Genomic DNA, 18,489 nt, shown 5'->3' on the forward strand with positions numbered 1-18,489 from the left:
TCACAAGGGAGAACACAGATGTTCCAGCCGCTTCTTGAGGCCGGGTTGAGAGGGACCATGCACCGTTTTGTGAAGCCCGTCCTGTCCCGGGCGTTTCCGTTATCGGTGCAGCGCCGATACACCCGGGAAGCTTATCGAACATCCTACCCGCCTAAAGACGTCAGTTTCGCGTGGGAAGACCTGGGCGATGTACCGGTGCTGCGCGCCTCCCCGGAAGACCGTTCTGGCGGCACCGTACTGTATTTTCACGGCGGAGGCTATGTTATGGGCTCTGCCGATACCCACCGGGGCATTGCCGGCCATCTGGCCAAATTCTCTGGCTGCGACGTACTGATCCCGGATTACCGGCTGGCGCCGGAGCATCCGTTTCCAGCCGCGCCGGACGATGCCGAAGCCGTATATCTGGCCTTGATCAACCAGGGGGTAAGCCCCGGCTCCATTGCCCTGGCCGGAGATTCCGCCGGCGGCGGTCTGTCGGTGGTACTGGCCATGCGATTGCGCGACCACGGTCATCCACTACCCTCATCCGTCACCTGCTTCTCGCCCTGGACAGATCTGTCAGAAAAGGATCTTTACACTCCGGAATGTGAACCGGTCCTGCACGCTGCCTGGACCTTCAAAGCCGCGAAAATGTATGCCAACGGCGTGCCTTTGACGCACCCGCTGGTGTCGCCTGTCTACGGTGACCTGAGTGGCCTGCCTCCCCTGCTGATTCAGGTCGGAAGCCAGGAAGTTCTGCTCAACGACGCCCGTCGATTGGCGGAGGCGGCCAAACAGGAACACGTGGAAACCACGCTGGAGATCTACAACAATCTCTGGCATGTATTCCAGGTGCACGCCGCGCAGCTTGACCGGGCCAGAGACGCTCTGGCCGTTGCCGGGCGTCACATCAGGCATCATCTTCAAGCCTGACGACACCCCGGATCAAAGCTTCCTTTCGAACCTTGGGCCAGCGCTTGACCTGCCATTCCAGTCGGGAGGCGCGGCTCCTGTCGCCGGCAGGTACATGGAACTCCAGGGTTAACGGCCCTTTACCTCTCAGGCTCCGGGCACCTTTAGGTGCCCCCGCCTGATGCTCGGCAAACCGCCGCTCCACATCTGTGGCAATTCCGGTGTAGAGGCTACCCGATGCGGTGCGAACAAGGTACAGATACCAGTTCTCAGCCATGGTTCAACGCCTGCTCCCGGTCACGGACTTTCTTCTGCTGCAGCCATAATCCCGCAATGATCAGCACCAGCCCGACGTAGGTCGAGGTGAGAATAACTTCGCCCAGAATGAAGTAGATAAACACCAGGGACAGAAAAGGCGAGATAAAAATCAGATTGCTCACTTTCGAGGTGTTTTCTGCTTTTTTCATGGCCTGGGACCACAGCACAAAGGCTATGCCCATTTCAAAAACGCCGACGTAAACCGCAGCGGCCATCGAACTCCCGACCGGCATGACCAACCCCGCCGTCTGCCAGCACACCAGCACAATGACCGGCAGTCCAAATAGAAAATTCAGAAACAGGCCAACCACCGGGTCCCGGGTATCCCGGGTGGCAATAATCCAGTAAGACGCCCAAACCAGCGTGCTGCCCAACGCCAGCGAGACACCGAGCGGGTCCGAGAATGAGAGCGAGGTTACCGCACCGCGGGTGGCGATCACTACCACTCCGGCGTAACACACCAACCCCGCCAGAATATCGATCCTGCGCAGTTTCTGCCCCAGAAACGGCACCGACAGATAGGCCAGCACCAGTGCCCAGGTGTAGTTCAGAGGCTGGGCCTCCTGGGCGGGCAGACGGTCGAACGCGCCAAACAGCAGAAAGTAATACAGACAGGGATTGATCAGCCCCATCAGCATGGACTGCAGGTATTGGCCACGCCGCAAACGGAACACCAGTCCCCAGCGCCCCTGTAGCATGAGGATAGCCGCCATCACGACGATGGATGCGGTACAGGCCACCAGCAGCATCTGAACCGGCGCAAGATCCGCCAGTGACAATTTGAAGGCGGTAGCAACGGTCGACCACAGCAGCACCGTGGCAAGGCCGTACATCATGGCCTGTTTCTGATCAGTCATGCCCATGCTCCAAATCCGACTCCAGCCAGCGATACAGTGTTCTGCGATTAATGCCGAGTATCTGGGCCGCCCGGCGTTTATTACCATCAACGGCAGCCATGACCCGGCGCACGTAATCCTGCTGGAGCATCTCCAGGGTGGGCCATTCGGAAAGTTTCCCGGGCGAAGCGGCAACGGCAGCCTGAACAATCCCGCCCTGGCGCTTCCGGATGCGTTCGGGCAAATGCTCGGGCTGTATGGTATCGCTTTCACAAAAAGTGACCGCCCGCTCAATCGCACTGGACAGCTCACGCACATTGCCCGGGAACGGATAATCGCGGAGTATCCTTAACGTGACGTCACTGAACTTCAGGAACCCCCGGCTGTGACGACGTGCTGCCTCACCCAGAAAATGCATGGCCAGCAATTCAACATCCTCATCCCGCTCCCTCAGGGGAGGCACCGTTAACGACAGGGTTTCGAGACGATAATACAGGTCTTCGCGGAAATGGCCCTGCTCAACAGCCCGAAGCAAATCCACATGCGTTGCCGCCAGAATGCGAACATCCACCATTTCCTCATGGTCAGCCCCCACTGGTTTGATGCAGCCCTCCTGCAACACCCGAAGCAGTTTGGCTTGCAGCGCCAATGGCATTTCACCAATCTCGTCCAGCAGCAAGGTGCCACCGTTCGCCTCTGCAAACAGCCCCCTACGGGCCTGCCGTGCACCGGTAAAAGCACCAGCCTCGTGACCGAAGAATTCACTTTCCATCAAGTCTGGCGGTATACCGGCACAATTCACCGCAAGGAACGGCCGTGCTGAGCGCTCACTTTGCTGGTGGATTGCCCTCGCAACCAGTTCTTTCCCGGTTCCACTTTCGCCATTAATCAGAACCGCGGCCTGACTGCGGGCAACCTGGCGAATGTCTGACCTTAGGCGATCCATCATCGCACTGCCGCCGATCAAGCCCATGTTTTCATCGCCGCCGCGCCCGGACTGATATTCCGCCAGCTGCCGGTTCAGATCTGCCTGGGCCAGCAACCGTTTGATCTTTAACCGGAGATGATCCGTTGAGAGCGGCTTGGTCAGAAAATCATCAGCGCCGGCCTTCAAAGCATCGACCGCCTGGTCCACCGTCCCAAACGCGGTAATCACGATAAAGGGAATACCTGGATGCTCGGCCTGCTGAAGCGACAGAATCTCCAGACCGTCACCATCGGGCAAGCGCAGATCCGACACGATCAGGCCCGGGCGTTCGTCTGTCAGAGCAGTCCGCGCCTCGGCCACCATACTGACCCTGCGTACGCGGTAACCATCCACTTCCAACTCCTCCATCAGCAGCTGGCCAAGGCTGGCGTCATCTTCTACCAGCAAGATGGTGACAGGCCGGCTGCTCATTGGCCCACCTCTTTCGGAAAATACAGCGCCATACCACAACCACCCAACTCGCTATCAATCACCTCAACGGATCCCCCATGTTCTTTCATGACACTCTGAACCACTGCCAGCCCTAACCCTGTGCCTTCGCCGGCCGGGCGGGTGCTGAAGAACGGCTCGAAAACCCTGGCGTGATGCTCCGCCGGTATACCAGGGCCATCGTCCTCGACCCGGAACACCCAAAACTCCCCGGTCTCGCCGACAGAGAGCGCGACCTGTTTCCGGCCAGCCTGACAGGCATTTCTCACCACATTCAGACACGCCAGGCCAACCCGGAGCGGCTCTGCCCGTGTCGGCATCGGCCTGTCAAAAGCGTCGGCTTGCAGCGAAACCGCCTGGCAGCGCCTGTCTTCACGGGCGCGGGTAACGACGTCCTCGAGAATGTCTGCCAGGTTTACGGGTCGCCGGGACTCGGGCACATGCCGGAAACAGTCCAGCAGTTGCTGGATAATCATGGTCATCCGGTCCACCTGATGTTCGATATCATCCAGATGCCGTTGCTGCTCCTGCTCCAGCCCGGCCCTGGCCAGAATGCGGGCCCGGCCCTGAATAACGTTCAGAGGCGCCCCCAGTTCGTGAGCTACCCCGCCTGCGACCCGGCCAATCATCGCCACTTTCTCCTGGTATTCCAGCTGTTCTGCCAGCGCCCGTTCCCGGGCAATCCTGTCTTCGATTTCGGCCTCGGCCTCGGCCATTCGTTCGCCCAGAGCACGAATGCCCTGCTGGATCTGGCGCAGCTCCTGTGGCCCTGCCTCCGGAGTCTCCAACCGCCAGGCGCCCGGTTGCAGAGAAGCCATGCTCTCCAGCAAACGGTTCACATGTCGCCCCACGGTGCGGTAATGCCCCAGAACGACAACGAGGATGATGGTGGCCGCAATCATCGACCAGATCACCACTGCCCACCAACGGCTGGTGGCCACCAGGTCATGGAAATCACTGCGTTGCCGCGTTACCTGCAACAAACCCTGAATCCGCCCGTCTTCCGCAACCAGCGGCGTGAACTGGGAAAACACCGACTCGCCATCCACCCAACGAAACGCGCCCCCGAGCTCACCACTGGCGATTGCCTTTTCGGCGCTGGCGCTGTTGGTGACATCGGAGTCAGCAACACCGAGACTGGCCACCCGATCACCCTCTGCGTCAAACACCGAGGCCCCGGAAATGCGCCCGATCTGGAAGATGGATTTCAGGGATTCGCCCAGGACCAGTTCATCGCTTTCGGCCAGCGCCTTACTCACCGGCCCGCTGACCGCTCGCGCCACCAGTTCCAGGTCTTCACGAAGGCGATCGTTCAGAGCGCGCTCTACCGCCCCCATGCCAATGTAGATAGCAATGCCACTGAACAGCAGCAGCGGCACTACAATACTGAGCACCAACGTTAATTGCAGCGACCGGAACAGTGCTCCCACCCGTTTTCCCATCAACGCCATAAACACCACTCTGCAGAAATGTCACAGCCTTTCTGCCACATGTGGCATTTTGCCACAAGACAGATTACTGAGCTTTAACCATAGAGCATCCATAAACTACTGTTTTTATTGCCTTTATAGAGAAATTAAAACCTGGCACGGGAATCGCTATTGTCACATCGACATTCACAAGTTTGTGGCTGGACGACCGAGCCGGCCTCATTAAAACCAGGAGTAAAGCTATGAACAAACTGCTTGTATCCATCACCGCATCTCTGGCACTGCTGGCAACCGCACCGGTGATAGCACAACAGAACCCGGCCCCGGCCGAACAGGGCTCCGGTTACAGCAACCCCGCCGCCGCAGGCAGCCAAAGCACCAATTACAGCGATGCTGAGCTGAAACAATTCATTGAGGCACAATCCGGTGTTATGGAAGTGCGAGAGGAATACATCGAGAAGATCGAATCAGCCGAGTCTCAGCAGAAGGCCCAGGAACTGCAGATGGAAGCCAATGATGAAATGGTCTCGGTGATCGAAGACGTGGGTATCGATATCCCCACCTATAACGCCATTGCCACCGCTTACAGCAGTGAGCCGAAGGTACGCAACCGCGTTGACGCTCTGATGTAAATTTCCTGCATCCGGTTCGTCGTCTGGCCCCGCTTCGGCGGGGCTTTTTTGTGGCTGTTCGTCTGGCGTTTACACATCGGCCTTTTCTCCTCGGTCTGTTGTGTTACCTTTTCCCTCTAGACTCAAATGCGCCGGATTCTGGAGCCCTGAATACAATGACCAAACGCCACCCGCTTCTCAGCTTCAGCCTCGTTGCCACTGCGGCAGTGATGCTGCTGACCGGCTGCTCCGACAATGGCTCCTCGTCAGCCGCGCAGAGTTCGGCGGACGGCAAACCAGAGTATCCGGTCACCTGGCGCTTTGCCCTGGAAGAGATTGAAGGCAGTGTTCAGCATCTTTACGCACAGCAGTTCAGGGAACAGGTCGAAGCGCTGTCTGGTGGAAGGATTGAGGTCGATGTCTTTCCTTATGGCTCTTTGGGCACCTCGGCCCAACTGACAGAACTGACTCGCAACGGCTCAGTCAACCTGGCCTTTGCCTCGCCCGGCCACCTGGCCGATACCGTTCCGGAAACCGGCCTTTTTAATCTTCACTTCCTGCTTCCGGAAGAACAGGAACCGGCCCGTCGCCTTCTGGAGGCGCCCGCGTTTATTTCCGCATTTGAACCGGCCTACCACAACGCTGGCCTGCAACTGCTGGGGTTCGTGCCGGAAGGCTGGATGACCTGGACGGCCAACAACCCCCTGAGAACCCCCGCCGATTTCCAGGGGTTAAGATTTCGCACCATGACCTCGGAAACCGCAGCAGAGGCTTTCCGAAGCTATGGTGCTGACCCCGTACAGACGCCTTTCGCCCAGGTATACAGCGATCTCCAGCTCGGCAACATCGACGGCCAGAGCAACCCGGTGTTTGCTATTGAGGAAATGGGGTTCCATGAAGTCCAGAACGTCATGACCATGGCCAGGGCCTCACGGTTTATCGCATCTGTTGTGGCCAATGAGGACTGGTTCGCAGGACTCCCCTCGCAGGAACGGAAATGGCTGGAGGAAACCATTGCACAGCTATCCGAGGAAGCCTGGACTCTCCAGGAGGACCTGAACAAGGAGCGGCTGGAGACCATACTGGAACAGGGCGGTATCCGGGTCGTACGGCTGACGGAAGCTGAAAGGGCGGCCTTCCGCGATGCGAGCCTGCCCGCCCGGCAACGCTTTATCGAACTGACCGGAGAGAAAGGCCAGGCGCTGATTCAGCGGGCAACGTCGATTGCGGGTGACTGATCAGCCCTGCCCGGATCAGGCTTTCTGAGCCTGCAGATAAGGGTAGGAGACCATCGGGACACCCTCGTCACCACAGATCTCCGCGGCCCTTGCGGTCAGGTCTGAAATGAAACGCGCCTGCTCTCTGGGCTCCAGCGGGTAGGCTTTCAACCGATAGCACATACCGGCTTCCCGTGCGGCAACCGTGACCAGCACCGGCTGGTAGGTTTTGGTGAGCGGGCAGGCAAAGATCGCATCCCGGAACAGGCCCAGCATCCGGCCGACATCGTGGTTCGGGTCCAGAAAAACCTCGGCCACGCACATCAGGTTATCCGTGCCGTCATTGCCATTGGCCAGCAGTGTATTCCACAGCAGGCTGTGGGGAATCACAATCACGGTATCATCCAGCGTCACGATTTCTGCGGCCCGGGTACCGATACTCCGCACCTCACCATAGCGACCGTTCACTTCGATCCAGTCACCCGGTCGGTAAGGCATTTCATAGAGCGTAACGATACCTGCAATGAGGCTGTTGGCGTAGTCCTTGAACGCAAAACCCAAGGCAAGACCCAGGGCACCGAAGATGGCAATCATGTTCTCGAATGAGGGTTCCACCAGAATGGGCACCACCACAATGATCGTCAGAACAATGACCAGAAGCCGGAAAAGAGGAACGGATGCGAGAAGGTACAGCCTCGGTTTTCCCGATAGTTTCGCAGCCAGTACCGGAACTGCTTTCTGAACCATCAGGATCAGCAACGAAGCCGCAACGATGACCGCCAGGGCTTCCAGCAAAGCCTCGGAGGTAATTGAAGACAGTGCGTCCTTGATACCGAAATCGCCCATAACCGTTTCTCCTAGAAGCTGTCCACCGGATACCCTTTGGATTGCAGATACCGCCGCACAGCCGGATACGCCAATGCCTGCACCCGAAAGATGCCTTCCTGCTCATCCCCGGTCACTACATCGGCTCGTTCCAGCCGGGACAGCGCTATCCGCAATTCCTCGCCAGGCAACCCCGACGTCAGCTCCAGCTGCCCCAGGCTCAGGCCGCCATGCATCAACAACGCATGCAGCAGGTAGCCGGACCGCCGGGCTGAACTCTGGGGCACGGCAGGCAAACTCAGCTGATCCAGTGGCGCCACCCAGCACTGGCGGCCCTCTTGATGTGCATCCCCTTCCCCTTGCTGCTGCGCCTCATCCTCGGGCCGTGCCCGAAGAGTTCGGCGCCAGATAGCCAGGGCAACCCCCGGATTTCCCCGAGCCAAAGTGGCCAAATCCCGGGTAAACAGGCTGTATTTTCGCTCGTCGTCCCCGGTTGGCGCCGGCAGTACATACAGGCCATCCTGGGTCATTCTCGCCGTCAGTGGTCCTTGCGAGCGCTCCCCCGCCAGATGTCCAAGCCAGTTGGTAAGACGATCCCCCGACAAAGGGCTGGGGGTCAATGGGGCCAGGTGGAGCTCTGGCAGGTACTGAGCCCAGAACTGCCAACACCAGCTGGAACAGCCAATGATGCCCTCACCCACTTTATCCCGCGCCAGGCGCGCGAATAATTCACGCAACAAGCCAAGACCGGACCGGTGTCGCAGCCAGAAATCTGCCAGTTCCGGTATTACCCAGTCATCGTCCTGAAGCTGGTGATCCCACCAGCCGGTAATGTCTCTTTCAGGCATTAACAGATTGTCCGGCGGGGCGATCACCCGCCGCCCCGAGGCCCCCAAAGCTTCGGCAATACCTGAGAATGGTGGTGCCACCAGAAAACTGGCCTTGCGTGACTGCCCGCCTGACCGGCGCAACTGTTCCAGCTCGTTCAATAAAGCCCGGGCAAGTTCTTCACGATCCGGTACCGGGGCATAGTCCTGAATCTGGCGTTCCGACAGGGTAGGCAAATCATCCAGACTTCTGAACGCCTGTTCGTCAGGATGAATGCCCGCTTTTAACTGATCCAGAATATCCCGGAGACCACTGCGAATGGTTCTGCGGACGGAGGTCTCCGGAACCCGCCATTGCTCCAGAGGAATCAGCCCGCCAGGCAGGCATGGGTGATCAGCTTGGTTGTTGTCAGTCAAAGGCGATACTCCGGGCCTATTCAGGCACCAGCCAATCCATGGAAGGCGACAGACCGAGCCGATCGGGGCCGGTCAGATCCGACATCATGGCCGCAAAACGTTCATCGAACCCCCAGGGCGGGTTCACAATCAGCATGCCGGAACCCACCATGCCCCGTTCGGGCGGCTGATCCAGCATAACCTCGCACTGAAGAATCTTGCGCACCGAACCGGACGCCCTCAGCGAATCCATCAGCTTTTGTTCCAGGCCACTGGTTAACAGGGGATACCAGATAAGATAGACGCCATGGCGGCATTTTTTCCACGCGTCCATCAATGTCCGGGCTACGGTCTCATAATCGGTTTTGATTTCGTAAGAAGGATCAATCAGCGCCAACAGTCGTGGCTGTGCCGGCGGCAAGCATTTCAGGAGCCCTTTCAGGCCATCCTCATGGCGCACCTTCACCCCCACTTCATCAGCCCACTGAGCCAGCTGACGCTCTTCCGAAGGGTGCAGCTCGAAAGCGGTGACGGAATCACCCGGACGGCAAAATTCCGCAAACCATGCCGGCGAGCCCGGATACGTCCGTAGCGGCCCATTGCCTGGGTTGTACCGCGCCAATACCTCCAGAACCGGCTGCCAGTCGCCGGTGGCCAGTTGCTCCCGGATCCGCCACAAGGCCTGAACACCAGTATCAGCTTCGCCGGTTTTTCTTGCCCGCTCGCTGCCCAAATCGTAACGGGCGCTGCCCGCGTGGGTGTCAAAACAGGCTATGGCAGATTTCTTGGATTGCATCATGGCCAGCACCAGTGACAGTGCAGCATGCTTCTGAACATCGGCAAAGTTGCCGGCGTGAAAGGCGTGAAGGTAACTCAGCATAACGGGCTCCCGGAATCAGGAGCCCATTAAGCCGCAGTCACCCTGGCCACGCAAGCGGCCCGACAATCACCTATATCAAAAACCCCTTGCTATGTAGGGTTTCCAAACCCATAATCTGAACGCTAATATTTCTTATTTACAAAAAGACCTCATCAACATGGAGTTTGAAATGAAAAACCTGTTTCGCCCAGCCCCATTGGCACTGACCATTGCCACAGCCCTTACCGCGGGCTGCGCAAACGCGCCCTGGTCCGCCGAGCACAGTGCGCCGGCCACCAAAGCATCGGTGGTAACCCATTACACCGATCTGGCCCATGCCACCTACGAGGATGCCCTGATTACTGCGCGTGCGCTGGACGAGGCTACTGACCGCCTGATTGCCAACCCCACCGAAGCCAACCTCAAAGCGGCAAAAGAAGCCTGGCTGGCCTCACGGGTTCCTTACCAGCAGTCAGAAGTTTTCCGCTTCGGCAATGCCATCGTGGATGACTGGGAAGGCCAATTGAACGCCTGGCCACTGGACGAAGGCCTGATCGACTACGTCAAAGCCGACGACTACCAGCACGAACTCGGCAATGCCGGTGCAACCGCCAACATCGTCGCCAGCAACAGCATTAACGTCGGCGGGGAAACTCTGGATGTGGCAACACTCACCCCCGAACTGCTGGCTGACCTGAACGAAGTGGGCGGTTCCGAAGCCAACGTAGCCACCGGATACCATGCGGTCGAATTCCTGCTATGGGGCCAGGATCTGCACGGTTTTGAAGGTGGCGCAGGCGAGCGCCCGGTTACTGACTACGCCAAAGGCAACGACTGCACCAACGGCAACTGTGAGCGCCGTGCCCAGTACCTGGATGCCGTGACTGATCTGCTGGTCGATGATCTGGAGTGGATGGTTGCCCAGTGGGCCCCGGGCACCTCAGACAACTACCGTTCCCAGCTGACGTCCGCAAACGCCGACGAGGGCATCCAGAAAATGCTGTTCGGTATGGGTTCCCTGTCCCTCGGCGAGCTGGCCGGTGAGCGCATGAAAGTTGCCTTGGAAGCCAACTCCTATGAAGACGAACACGACTGCTTCAGCGATAACACCCACAACTCGCACTACTACAACGGCCAGGGCATCCAGAACGTGTACACCGGCACCTATCGCCGCGTAGATGGCTCTGTGGTTTCCGGCCCTTCCCTGTCTGACCTGGTTGAGCAAACCAACCCGGAACTGGACGCTCGCCTTAACCGTCAGTTGGATGCATCAATGGAAGCCCTGGCGCTGATGAAAGCCCGCGCCGAAAGCAGCCAGAACCCGATGGCCTTTGACACCATGATCGCCCCGGGTAACGCGGAAGGCACCCGCATTGTCAACGGTGCTATCATGGCGCTGGTTGAGCAGACCGGCTCTATCGAGCAGGCCGCACGGCAACTGGGCATTCAAGCCCTGTCACCGGACGATGCCGGCCATTCATTCTGATTGATCCGGTTGCAGTAAACGGATACCGGGAGAGAGAAACTCCCGGTATCCTGCTAACAAGAATAAGCCATGGAAAGCCCTCCTTTACCCGAAGGTTGATTTTCCATGGCTTCTTCCATTCTGAAACGCGAGTAGTTATGAAACGAGCACTCATCTCCTGTCTGCTGCCGCTGGCCTTCAGCACTCAACCCCTGATTGCAGAGACTCACGCTGGTTACCCGATACAAACTACACCGGCCACAGGCGGTGAAGGCACGGTCAATCAGGCCGACACCAACGCCTACTCCCTGCCCCAGGGCAACCTGTCCATGACCAAACGCCTGGATTTCAGCGTTGGCAACAGTTTCTTCCGCAATCCCTGGGTGGAAGCACCGGCCAGCACCGATGCCCGGGACGGCCTGGGCCCCCTGTTCAACACCAACTCGTGCCAGGGTTGTCACATCAAGGATGGCCGCGGACACCCGCCCGGCGTTGATGAACCCCCGGTCTCCCTGTTCCTGCGCCTGGCGGTACCCGCCGATCCAGTCAAGGATGCAGAGCTCCTGCGCAAGCACGGTTTCAAACCCGCACCGGTCTACGGTAGTCAGTTGCAGACTGCGGCCCTGCCGGCCGCAAAACCGGAAGCGGATCTGGTGATTGACTGGGAGCCCGTTCAGGAAACACTTGGGGATGGAACGGTGGTTGAACTGCGCAAACCGGAATATCGCATCGAAAATCCCAACTATGGCCCTATGCCATCGAATTTGCTGGTCTCTCCCCGGGTGGCACCACAAATGATCGGCATGGGACTGCTGGAAGCCATCCCTATTGCCGATCTTGAGGCATTGGCCGATCCGGAAGATACCGACAACAACGGGATTTCCGGCAAGCTTAATCAGGTGTGGGATGTCGCCAGCCAGCAAACGCTGCCGGGCCGGTTTGGCTGGAAAGCCGCGGAACCGGATGTGCACCAGCAAAGCATGGGCGCCTTCGCCGGCGATATGGGCCTGACATCGTCCATCAAACCCACCACCGACTGCACCCCGGAACAACAGTGCGAACGGTTTACTCACGGTGGTGAGCCCGAAGTGAGCGACAAGGTCGCCAACTTTGTCACCTTCTACGCCAAGAGTCTGGCGGTCCCTGCCCGTCGGGATCTGGTCGCTGAATCCGTGCAGAAAGGCGCCAGGCTATTCAATGAAACCGGCTGTGCCGGTTGCCACACCCCGAAACACCAGACCGGAGAAGTGGCCGACCGCCCGGATCTGAGCAACCAGACCATCTGGCCCTACACCGACCTGTTACTGCACGACATGGGCCCGGCCCTGGCAGACGGCCGGGACGAGTTCCTCGCTGACGGCAACGAGTGGCGCACGCCACCGCTTTGGGGCATCGGCCTGGCCCAGGTGGTTAACCCCCAGTCCGGTTTTCTGCATGACGGCCGCGCCCGCACGCTGGAAGAAGCCATTCTCTGGCACGGTGGCGAAGCCCAGCCGGCAGCTGACCGCTATCGTCAGATGGCCGAGCCGGAGCGCAGCGCCCTGATCGATTTTCTGAATTCACTCTGAGGATCTACTATGCAACCGATCACCAGATTGTTCTTCGCCTCCGCCCTGCTCGTCTGCACTACGGCGGCACTCGCGGCCAACGCCGATACCCGGGCCCGCGAACAGTGGCATGGCGCTATTCAAAACGGCTACGAATCGCTGGCAACCAAAACCGAACAACTGGCATCGGCGGCAGTCGGTTACTGCAATACGCCAACGTCCGACAGCCGACCGGCCCTGAACGATGCCTGGCTCGATGCCTTCCTGGCCTGGCAGCGGGTCCGCTTTGTTGACTTCGGCCCGGTGGAGAACAACAACCTGTCCTGGCAGTTCCAGTTCTGGCCGGACCCGAAAAACCTGGTCGCTCGCAAGGCCCGGTATCTGCTTGGCACCGAAGCCCCCGTTAACGCCGAGGTGATCAACCAATCCGGGGTAGCGGTTCAGGGCTTTCCCATGGCCGAATACCTGCTATTCGATGAGCAACTCAACAGTGGAGAAAACGCCCTGCCCGCAGCCAAAAACTGTGAGGTGCTCTCGGCGGTCACCCGGCATATGGCACGTAATGCCCGGGGGCTCGCAGACAGCTGGGCGAGTTTCAAACAACACTATCTGGACACCGGGCCATACCGCGACACCACCATCAAAGCCGGCATGACGGCGCTTGAAATACTGGAAGAGCGACGGCTGGCGCAGCCCATGGGGCTAAGGGGCAATGGCAAACGCAACCCTTACATCACCGATGCCTGGCGCAGTGGCCAGAGCCTGACGGCGGTGGAAGCAACAGTGGCAGGGCTCGAGAAATTCTACCTTCCCGGATTGATCACTTTGCTGAAAACCGACGGTGAGGCCAGACTGGCAGAGCGCATTCAGAGGCAGTTTGAGGAAGTGGCTGACAACTTTCCGGAAGCCCATGCTGCCATGACAACGCTCATGGAGAGTGATGAGCGGTTCCGCATTCTGCAAGGGCTCTTTGTGGATGTCTCCCAGCTTTCAACGCTGATCAATGACGAAGCCGCCGTGGCGCTTGGCGTAGTGCGTGGCTTCAACTCAAGTGACGGCGACTGAACAGGTATACCCATGCACATCCATCGCAGAACCCTGATCAAAGCCACCATCGCCGGAGGTATGGCCGCCACCCTCACCGGCTGCTCGTTGCTCCCCCGCAAAACCGGCCCACAGCCCGAACGCTATGCCGGCGCGGTTGGCCTGCCGGATGGACGCTTTGGCGTGAGTGCCTTTGATCGATCCGGCAACGTTCAGTGGCAGGCGCCGGTAGACACCCGATGCCACAGCGGCTGTAACCGGCCCGGCCGAAAAGATACTCTGTTTTTTGAGCGCCGACCGGGCTGGTCGTTCTATGTTTTCGATGCAGAAACCGGGCAACGCAGACACCGCATTATGGCCCCGGAAGGCGAACACTTTGTCGGCCACGGCGTGTTCTCACCTGATGGCCGGTGGCTCTACGCCACGGCCAGCCGCTACCAGCCCGGCGAAGGCATTGTCGCCGTCTACGATGCCGAGCAGGACTATAAACGGGTGGACACCTTTGAACTGGCCGGCATCGGGCCCCATGAACTTACCCTGCATCCGGACGGCAACACTCTGGTCATCGGCCTGGGCGGCATTCTGACCCACCCTGATTACGACCGCATCAAACTCAATCTGGATACCATGCAGCCGGCCCTGATTCTGATGGACCGCCGGTCCGGCCAGATCGTTGGCCGCTTTGCCCCTGCCCACCACCAGCAGAGCTCCCGCCACGTCAGCGTCAGCACCGAAGGCAAAATCTATGTTGCCTACCAGTACCAGGGCCCGCTCTACGAGCGACCTCCGCTGCTGGCGCGCATAGAAGATGGGCAACTCCGGGAATATCGCTTTGACCCGGAAACCCAGGCCGCCCTCGGCAACTACATCGCCAGCGTGGTGGCCCATCCTGAAAACGACCTGATCGCCGCCGCTTCCCCCGTGGGCGGCACCGTTATTGTCTTCCGCGGCAAGACCGGGGAGCTGGTTGCCAAAGCCCGCATCACTGACTGCGCCGGCATTCAGACTCTGGCAGGAGGCGATTTCCTGGTGTCCTCGGGACAGGGCCGACTGGTGCAACTGAGCGCCGGACAAGCTGCGAAAGACATCGCGCGGCTACCGGTACAGTGGGACCACCACCTGGTCTGACCGGCACCGCTGGTCCTCCCGCTTAAGCACACCCGAGCTAACTGGTATGCTTGGCAAACATTTTTCCGGAGGACGGCCCTTTGCCAGCAACCAAACCCGACACCATCGACCAGCTCTACGGACTGATTGCCAACGAAGAGGACGCACGGGTCTGTAAAGACATCCCGGAGGAAGCCTGTCGGGAAGTACCCCGAAACTTCTTCCTGATTCTGTTCAGCAATGTGCTCACCAAACTCGGAGACTTGCTGATCAGCCCCAAGACCGTGCTGGCCTGGCTGATGAGTGCCGTTGGCGCACCGGCTCTGGTAGCCTGGTTGGTGCCTATCCGGGAATCCGGCTCCATGGTGCCACAAATGGTGATCGCCGCCTGGGTGCGTCGCAAGGCGGTGCGCAAATGGTTCTGGACCCTGGGCAGTTTCGGGCAGGCCGTCAGCGTGGCTGCGATGGCGGCAAGCGTGTGGTTTCTTGAAGGCTATGCGGCCGGTGGCGGCATTGTCGCGGCGCTTATTGTGTTTTCACTGGCCCGGGGATTCTGTTCGGTCTCCATGAAAGACGTTCAGGGCAAATGTATCCCAAAAACCCGCCGGGGTCGGCTGTCTGGGCTGGCAACCACCATTGGTGGCACCGCCACGGTAGTGCTCACAGGACTGTTGTTCTGGGATCGGGGCGACCCCAGCATTGCGTTCTACACCACATTGCTGCTCCTGGCAGCTACGCTGTGGGTGATTGCCGGGGTTCTGTTTGCCAATGTGGAAGAGTACGCCGGGGAAACAGGGGGCGGTGGCAACGCTATCAACGAGGCTTTTAAAAGCCTGTCGCTGCTACGGGACGATGCGCCCTTCAGGCATTTTGTCATCACTCGTGCACTGCTTTTGTGTTCGGCTCTGGCGTCTCCCTATTTCGTGGTGCTCGCCCAACAGGAATCCGATATCGGCTGGATGCTGGGTGTTTTTCTGCTCGCCAGCAGTCTGGCCAGCTCCCTGAGCGCCAGCTTCTGGGGTTGGGCCGCCGACACCTCCAGCCGCCGAGTAATGATTCGGGGTGCCGCCATGGCCAGCTCGGTCTGCCTGGTGGTTGGTGTTCTGGCGCTGGTGCTGGGCCCCGGGTTTGGCGGTGCCTGGTTCTATCCGGTCGCCTTTTTCGTCCTGAGCATTGCCCATGCCGGCGTGCGCCTGGGGCGCAAAACCTATCTGGTGGATATGGCCGGTGGCAACAAACGGACAGACTATACAGCGGTCAGCAATACCGTTATCGGTGTGTTGCTGCTGGTAACCGGGGGCTTCACAGCCGCCATTTCCATGATTTCGGACGTGGCGGTGATTCTGGTGTTGGGCCTGATGGGGCTGGCGGGCATGCTGAGCGCATTACGGCTGGAAGAAGTGACGGAAGACTGAGCTATCATGACCCCGTTACATCGGGGTCTTGCCATCGTTCAGGGCCAGGGCGCCTTTGACAATTCGGTAGATCACCCAGATCGCAATACCCAGCAGAATAAACCAGCCCACGATCAGCATGGTGGTAATCACCCCGATGACTGTCCACAACAAACCAATCCAGAAGGTGCGGATCTGCCAGCGGAAATGGGGCTCTATCCAGGTACCACGGACATCATCCAGCTTGACGTAGTTGATGATCACGCCCACCAGTGCCGTCACGCCTCCCAGGAAGAAAGACAACGCCTGCAGGATGTAAACCACCACCGCCAGATTCCTCGCAGAGCTGGGCTCCTGTGATTGCTGGCCGTCAGGTTTTGCGGGGATGTACTCGGTTTCGGACACAGGCGTTCTCCTTGTTACGTCCCCGGCAGTCTATCACAGCCTTGGCGGGTGCCCAGTGCGGTCAATGCCCCGCCGGACGATACCCAACCCGGAAACCGCCCCAGTGCTTACCGTTCACATAGATGGGCACCGACAGATCGTGCATGATTTCACCGGTGTCCCGGCGATAGGTCTGCAGCAGCATGCTCTCGGTATGACTCCCGCAGCGAATGCCAGTACGGTCATTGAACAAACGCTTGCTGCGGCTTTTCACCAGATCCACTTCCGGATTACCACTCGGCGGGTGGGCAAAATCCTTGTTATGGGTAGGCACGTAACCGTCCGGCGTGCAGGCGATAGCGAACACAATGGCCTCATGAGATTTCTTGATGGGTTCCTGTATTGCCGGAAACATCTGGTCAGTGAACCGATCGAAGCTGCTGGAATATTGCTGGGGCTGGGTGTTGGCAATCGGTGTGCGCTTCTTGTCAAACAGCGCCGTTTCACTCAAACGCCCATCGCGGATCGCCGCCTCAAACAACTGGCCAATCTGCTGCGCCCCTTCCAGTGCCTTCTCATAAAACGGCCGGTGGTAGCTTTCGCTACTGTTCAGCGCAAAGGCTGCATTCGCCTTCTCTGCCAGCTCCATCAACGTGGAAGCCTGGTCCGCCAGCGATGCCACACTGGTATCACTTTCGGATATATGGTCACGGACAGACTCAATAGCCGAAAACACATGGGCCAGACTCTGCTCGTTGTTCTGGTCGATCTCGGCAATACGGGCAACCTGCTGCTGCACCCGGTCGGATTGGTCGCGAATCAGATCCAGCTGCGCGCCAACGCTTTCAACGGATGTCAGCCCCTGCTCCACGGAGCGGGCCAGGTCCTCAATTCGGGCAACGATCAGGGAAGTATCACCCTGGATTTCTTCCAGGGTTTCCGCCACTTCGCTGGTCGCTTGTGCAGTGCGCCCCGCCAGCTGTCGAACCTCATCCGCCACCACGGCAAAGCCCCGGCCCTGATCACCCGCACGGGCGGCCTCAATGGCCGCATTGAGTGCAAGCAGATTGGTTTGCTCGGCAATACCCTGAATGGTGGCGGTCACGCCCTGGATCTTGCTGGACTTCTCGTTCAGCTCCTGGATCAGCCGGAGATTCTCACCGGACTGCTGGTGTACCGCGCGCACACTGTCAATGGCCGAGATCAGCGCTTCGCGCCCCTCGATACTGACCTGCTTGTTCTGGAGAGCCATGGTGGCGGCATCGGTCGCCTGCTCGGAGGACTCCCGGACGGTCTCGGTAATCTGGCCCGCGTAATCGGCCATCTGGGCGGTTTCTTCCACCTGACGGTCCAGCCGGATCTTGAGCTGGTCTGCGGCGAAGGAGACCTGGGCGGCGGAAATAGCGTTCCTGTCCGCGCTTCCGGAGAGGGTTTCCACCAGAGCCCGCCCGGCTTTCGCATCGGAAAGCAACTGCCGACACTGGGCCCGGAGCGGATGATCTTCTGCCAGGGTGCCATCGTTCAGGGCCTTGAGCCCGCGTTCGGTCGGCTCCAGCACCCGGACGATCAGAAAGCCGCCAGCGGCCACAAGGCCAACCACCAGCCCAACCAGTGTTGATGCTGGTTCAAGACCTAGCAAAGGCGCCACCACTGCACTGATGATTGCAAGAACAACGGCAACCGCCACCCCCCATAGTATTGAAGCCCGATCCAGTAACCCCATAGAAACCTCTTCTTTATCGTTGCTTCTGCCAACATTTTGTTATTTAAGGCCATCGTGGAAACTAAAGAATTGATGTGAGTTAATAACTCATACTTTAGTGTATTCAACTGGCTTATCGGCAGGAAAAGGGTTTTCTGAAACAAAAAACCGCAAACCCGACCCACTCTGTTACCAGGTGGGCCGGATTTACGGTGTTTT

Annotated in this window: 17 protein-coding genes; 8 read left to right on the forward strand and 9 right to left on the reverse strand. The window is 59.0% G+C overall.

The window, feature by feature from the left end:
- Positions 1-18 precede the first annotated feature (18 nt).
- Positions 19-912 carry an alpha/beta hydrolase gene (locus OZ656_RS14465; protein ID WP_023009116.1) on the forward strand — a complete coding sequence of 298 codons (894 nt, stop codon included), beginning with the start codon at positions 19-21 and terminating at the stop codon, positions 910-912.
- Here OZ656_RS14465 and OZ656_RS14470 read toward each other — a convergent pair.
- From OZ656_RS14470 to OZ656_RS14485, 4 genes are read right to left on the reverse strand one after another with little or no spacing between them, the layout of a single operon-like run.
- The gene (locus OZ656_RS14470; RefSeq protein WP_014422188.1) at positions 890-1,168 is read right to left on the reverse strand and encodes a GIY-YIG nuclease family protein; all 279 of its coding nucleotides are present in this window, start codon (positions 1,166-1,168) and stop codon (positions 890-892) included. The genes OZ656_RS14465 and OZ656_RS14470 overlap by 23 nt on opposite strands.
- Positions 1,161-2,066, reverse strand: coding sequence for a DMT family transporter (locus OZ656_RS14475; RefSeq protein WP_036219955.1), 906 nt, complete (start codon positions 2,064-2,066; stop codon positions 1,161-1,163). The genes OZ656_RS14470 and OZ656_RS14475 overlap by 8 nt, the downstream gene beginning before the upstream one ends.
- Positions 2,059-3,444 (reverse strand): sigma-54 dependent transcriptional regulator, encoded by a 1,386-nt coding sequence (locus tag OZ656_RS14480; RefSeq protein WP_183576541.1) that lies wholly within the window; start codon positions 3,442-3,444, stop codon positions 2,059-2,061. The genes OZ656_RS14475 and OZ656_RS14480 overlap by 8 nt, the downstream gene beginning before the upstream one ends.
- Positions 3,441-4,913, reverse strand: coding sequence for an ATP-binding protein (locus OZ656_RS14485; RefSeq protein ID WP_022989986.1), 1,473 nt, complete (start codon positions 4,911-4,913; stop codon positions 3,441-3,443). Before OZ656_RS14485 ends, OZ656_RS14480 begins: the two co-directional genes overlap by 4 nt.
- A 221-nt stretch (positions 4,914-5,134) precedes the next feature.
- On the opposite strand from OZ656_RS14485, the gene OZ656_RS14490 reads away from it, so the two are divergent.
- On the forward strand, positions 5,135-5,524 hold the full coding sequence (locus tag OZ656_RS14490) for a DUF4168 domain-containing protein (RefSeq protein WP_014422193.1): 390 nt from the start codon (positions 5,135-5,137) through the stop codon (positions 5,522-5,524).
- Positions 5,525-5,679: 155 nt separating this feature from the next.
- Positions 5,680-6,741, forward strand: coding sequence for a TRAP transporter substrate-binding protein DctP (gene dctP / locus OZ656_RS14495; protein WP_183576543.1), 1,062 nt, complete (start codon positions 5,680-5,682; stop codon positions 6,739-6,741).
- A gap of 15 nt (positions 6,742-6,756) precedes the next feature.
- Here the strand turns inward: dctP and OZ656_RS14500 are convergent, their stop codons facing one another.
- The 3 genes from OZ656_RS14500 to OZ656_RS14510 are packed head-to-tail and all read right to left on the reverse strand — an operon-like array spanning position 6,757 to position 9,648.
- Positions 6,757-7,566 (reverse strand): mechanosensitive ion channel family protein, encoded by an 810-nt coding sequence (locus OZ656_RS14500; RefSeq protein ID WP_011786274.1) that lies wholly within the window; start codon positions 7,564-7,566, stop codon positions 6,757-6,759.
- 11 nt (positions 7,567-7,577) lie between these two features.
- Positions 7,578-8,789: a hypothetical protein gene (locus OZ656_RS14505; RefSeq protein WP_183576545.1), complete on the reverse strand. Its 1,212-nt coding sequence runs from the start codon at positions 8,787-8,789 to the stop codon at positions 7,578-7,580.
- Positions 8,790-8,805: 16 nt separating this feature from the next.
- Positions 8,806-9,648 carry a 23S rRNA (adenine(2030)-N(6))-methyltransferase RlmJ gene (locus tag OZ656_RS14510; RefSeq protein ID WP_286714703.1) on the reverse strand — a complete coding sequence of 281 codons (843 nt, stop codon included), beginning with the start codon at positions 9,646-9,648 and terminating at the stop codon, positions 8,806-8,808.
- A gap of 169 nt (positions 9,649-9,817) precedes the next feature.
- On the opposite strand from OZ656_RS14510, the gene OZ656_RS14515 reads away from it, so the two are divergent.
- The 5 genes from OZ656_RS14515 to OZ656_RS14535 all read left to right on the forward strand — a co-directional run bounded on the left by OZ656_RS14515 (position 9,818) and on the right by OZ656_RS14535 (position 16,205).
- On the forward strand, positions 9,818-11,113 hold the full coding sequence (locus OZ656_RS14515; RefSeq protein WP_286714704.1) for an imelysin family protein: 1,296 nt from the start codon (positions 9,818-9,820) through the stop codon (positions 11,111-11,113).
- A 137-nt stretch (positions 11,114-11,250) separates the two neighbouring features.
- Complete coding sequence (locus tag OZ656_RS14520) at positions 11,251-12,660, forward strand: di-heme oxidoredictase family protein (RefSeq protein ID WP_286715261.1); 1,410 nt, start codon at positions 11,251-11,253, stop codon at positions 12,658-12,660.
- A gap of 9 nt (positions 12,661-12,669) precedes the next feature.
- Entirely contained in the window at positions 12,670-13,704 is a 1,035-nt protein-coding gene (locus tag OZ656_RS14525; protein WP_286715259.1) for an imelysin family protein, read from the forward strand.
- Positions 13,705-13,716: 12 nt separating this feature from the next.
- Positions 13,717-14,811 (forward strand): DUF1513 domain-containing protein, encoded by a 1,095-nt coding sequence (locus OZ656_RS14530; RefSeq protein ID WP_286715258.1) that lies wholly within the window; start codon positions 13,717-13,719, stop codon positions 14,809-14,811.
- A gap of 80 nt (positions 14,812-14,891) precedes the next feature.
- Entirely contained in the window at positions 14,892-16,205 is a 1,314-nt protein-coding gene (locus OZ656_RS14535) for an MFS transporter (RefSeq protein WP_011786281.1), read from the forward strand.
- A gap of 15 nt (positions 16,206-16,220) precedes the next feature.
- Here the strand turns inward: OZ656_RS14535 and OZ656_RS14540 are convergent, their stop codons facing one another.
- Both OZ656_RS14540 and OZ656_RS14545 read right to left on the reverse strand, forming a co-directional pair.
- Complete coding sequence (locus tag OZ656_RS14540) at positions 16,221-16,589, reverse strand: hypothetical protein (RefSeq protein ID WP_226595593.1); 369 nt, start codon at positions 16,587-16,589, stop codon at positions 16,221-16,223.
- 61 nt (positions 16,590-16,650) lie between these two features.
- The gene (locus OZ656_RS14545; protein WP_286715255.1) at positions 16,651-18,291 is read right to left on the reverse strand and encodes a methyl-accepting chemotaxis protein; all 1,641 of its coding nucleotides are present in this window, start codon (positions 18,289-18,291) and stop codon (positions 16,651-16,653) included.
- Positions 18,292-18,489 lie beyond the last annotated feature (198 nt).

Source organism: Marinobacter sp. LM1, assembly GCF_042763285.1.
Lineage (GTDB): Bacteria > Pseudomonadota > Gammaproteobacteria > Pseudomonadales > Oleiphilaceae > Marinobacter > Marinobacter nauticus.

What these genes read in the sequence shown, in the direction of transcription:
- OZ656_RS14515 (WP_286714704.1), top strand. Translation starts at nt 9,818, where the DNA reads ATGAAAAACCTGTTTCGCCCAGCCCCATTGGCACTGACCATTGCCACA.
- OZ656_RS14485 (WP_022989986.1), bottom strand. Translation starts at nt 4,913, where the DNA reads ATGGCGTTGATGGGAAAACGGGTGGGAGCACTGTTCCGGTCGCTGCAA.
- OZ656_RS14510 (WP_286714703.1), bottom strand. Translation starts at nt 9,648, where the DNA reads ATGCTGAGTTACCTTCACGCCTTTCACGCCGGCAACTTTGCCGATGTT.
- OZ656_RS14520 (WP_286715261.1), top strand. Translation starts at nt 11,251, where the DNA reads ATGAAACGAGCACTCATCTCCTGTCTGCTGCCGCTGGCCTTCAGCACT.
- OZ656_RS14475 (WP_036219955.1), bottom strand. Translation starts at nt 2,066, where the DNA reads ATGACTGATCAGAAACAGGCCATGATGTACGGCCTTGCCACGGTGCTG.
- OZ656_RS14465 (WP_023009116.1), top strand. Translation starts at nt 19, where the DNA reads ATGTTCCAGCCGCTTCTTGAGGCCGGGTTGAGAGGGACCATGCACCGT.
- OZ656_RS14525 (WP_286715259.1), top strand. Translation starts at nt 12,670, where the DNA reads ATGCAACCGATCACCAGATTGTTCTTCGCCTCCGCCCTGCTCGTCTGC.
- OZ656_RS14480 (WP_183576541.1), bottom strand. Translation starts at nt 3,444, where the DNA reads ATGAGCAGCCGGCCTGTCACCATCTTGCTGGTAGAAGATGACGCCAGC.
- OZ656_RS14500 (WP_011786274.1), bottom strand. Translation starts at nt 7,566, where the DNA reads ATGGGCGATTTCGGTATCAAGGACGCACTGTCTTCAATTACCTCCGAG.
- OZ656_RS14530 (WP_286715258.1), top strand. Translation starts at nt 13,717, where the DNA reads ATGCACATCCATCGCAGAACCCTGATCAAAGCCACCATCGCCGGAGGT.
- OZ656_RS14490 (WP_014422193.1), top strand. Translation starts at nt 5,135, where the DNA reads ATGAACAAACTGCTTGTATCCATCACCGCATCTCTGGCACTGCTGGCA.
- dctP (WP_183576543.1), top strand. Translation starts at nt 5,680, where the DNA reads ATGACCAAACGCCACCCGCTTCTCAGCTTCAGCCTCGTTGCCACTGCG.
- OZ656_RS14470 (WP_014422188.1), bottom strand. Translation starts at nt 1,168, where the DNA reads ATGGCTGAGAACTGGTATCTGTACCTTGTTCGCACCGCATCGGGTAGC.
- OZ656_RS14545 (WP_286715255.1), bottom strand. Translation starts at nt 18,291, where the DNA reads ATGGGGTTACTGGATCGGGCTTCAATACTATGGGGGGTGGCGGTTGCC.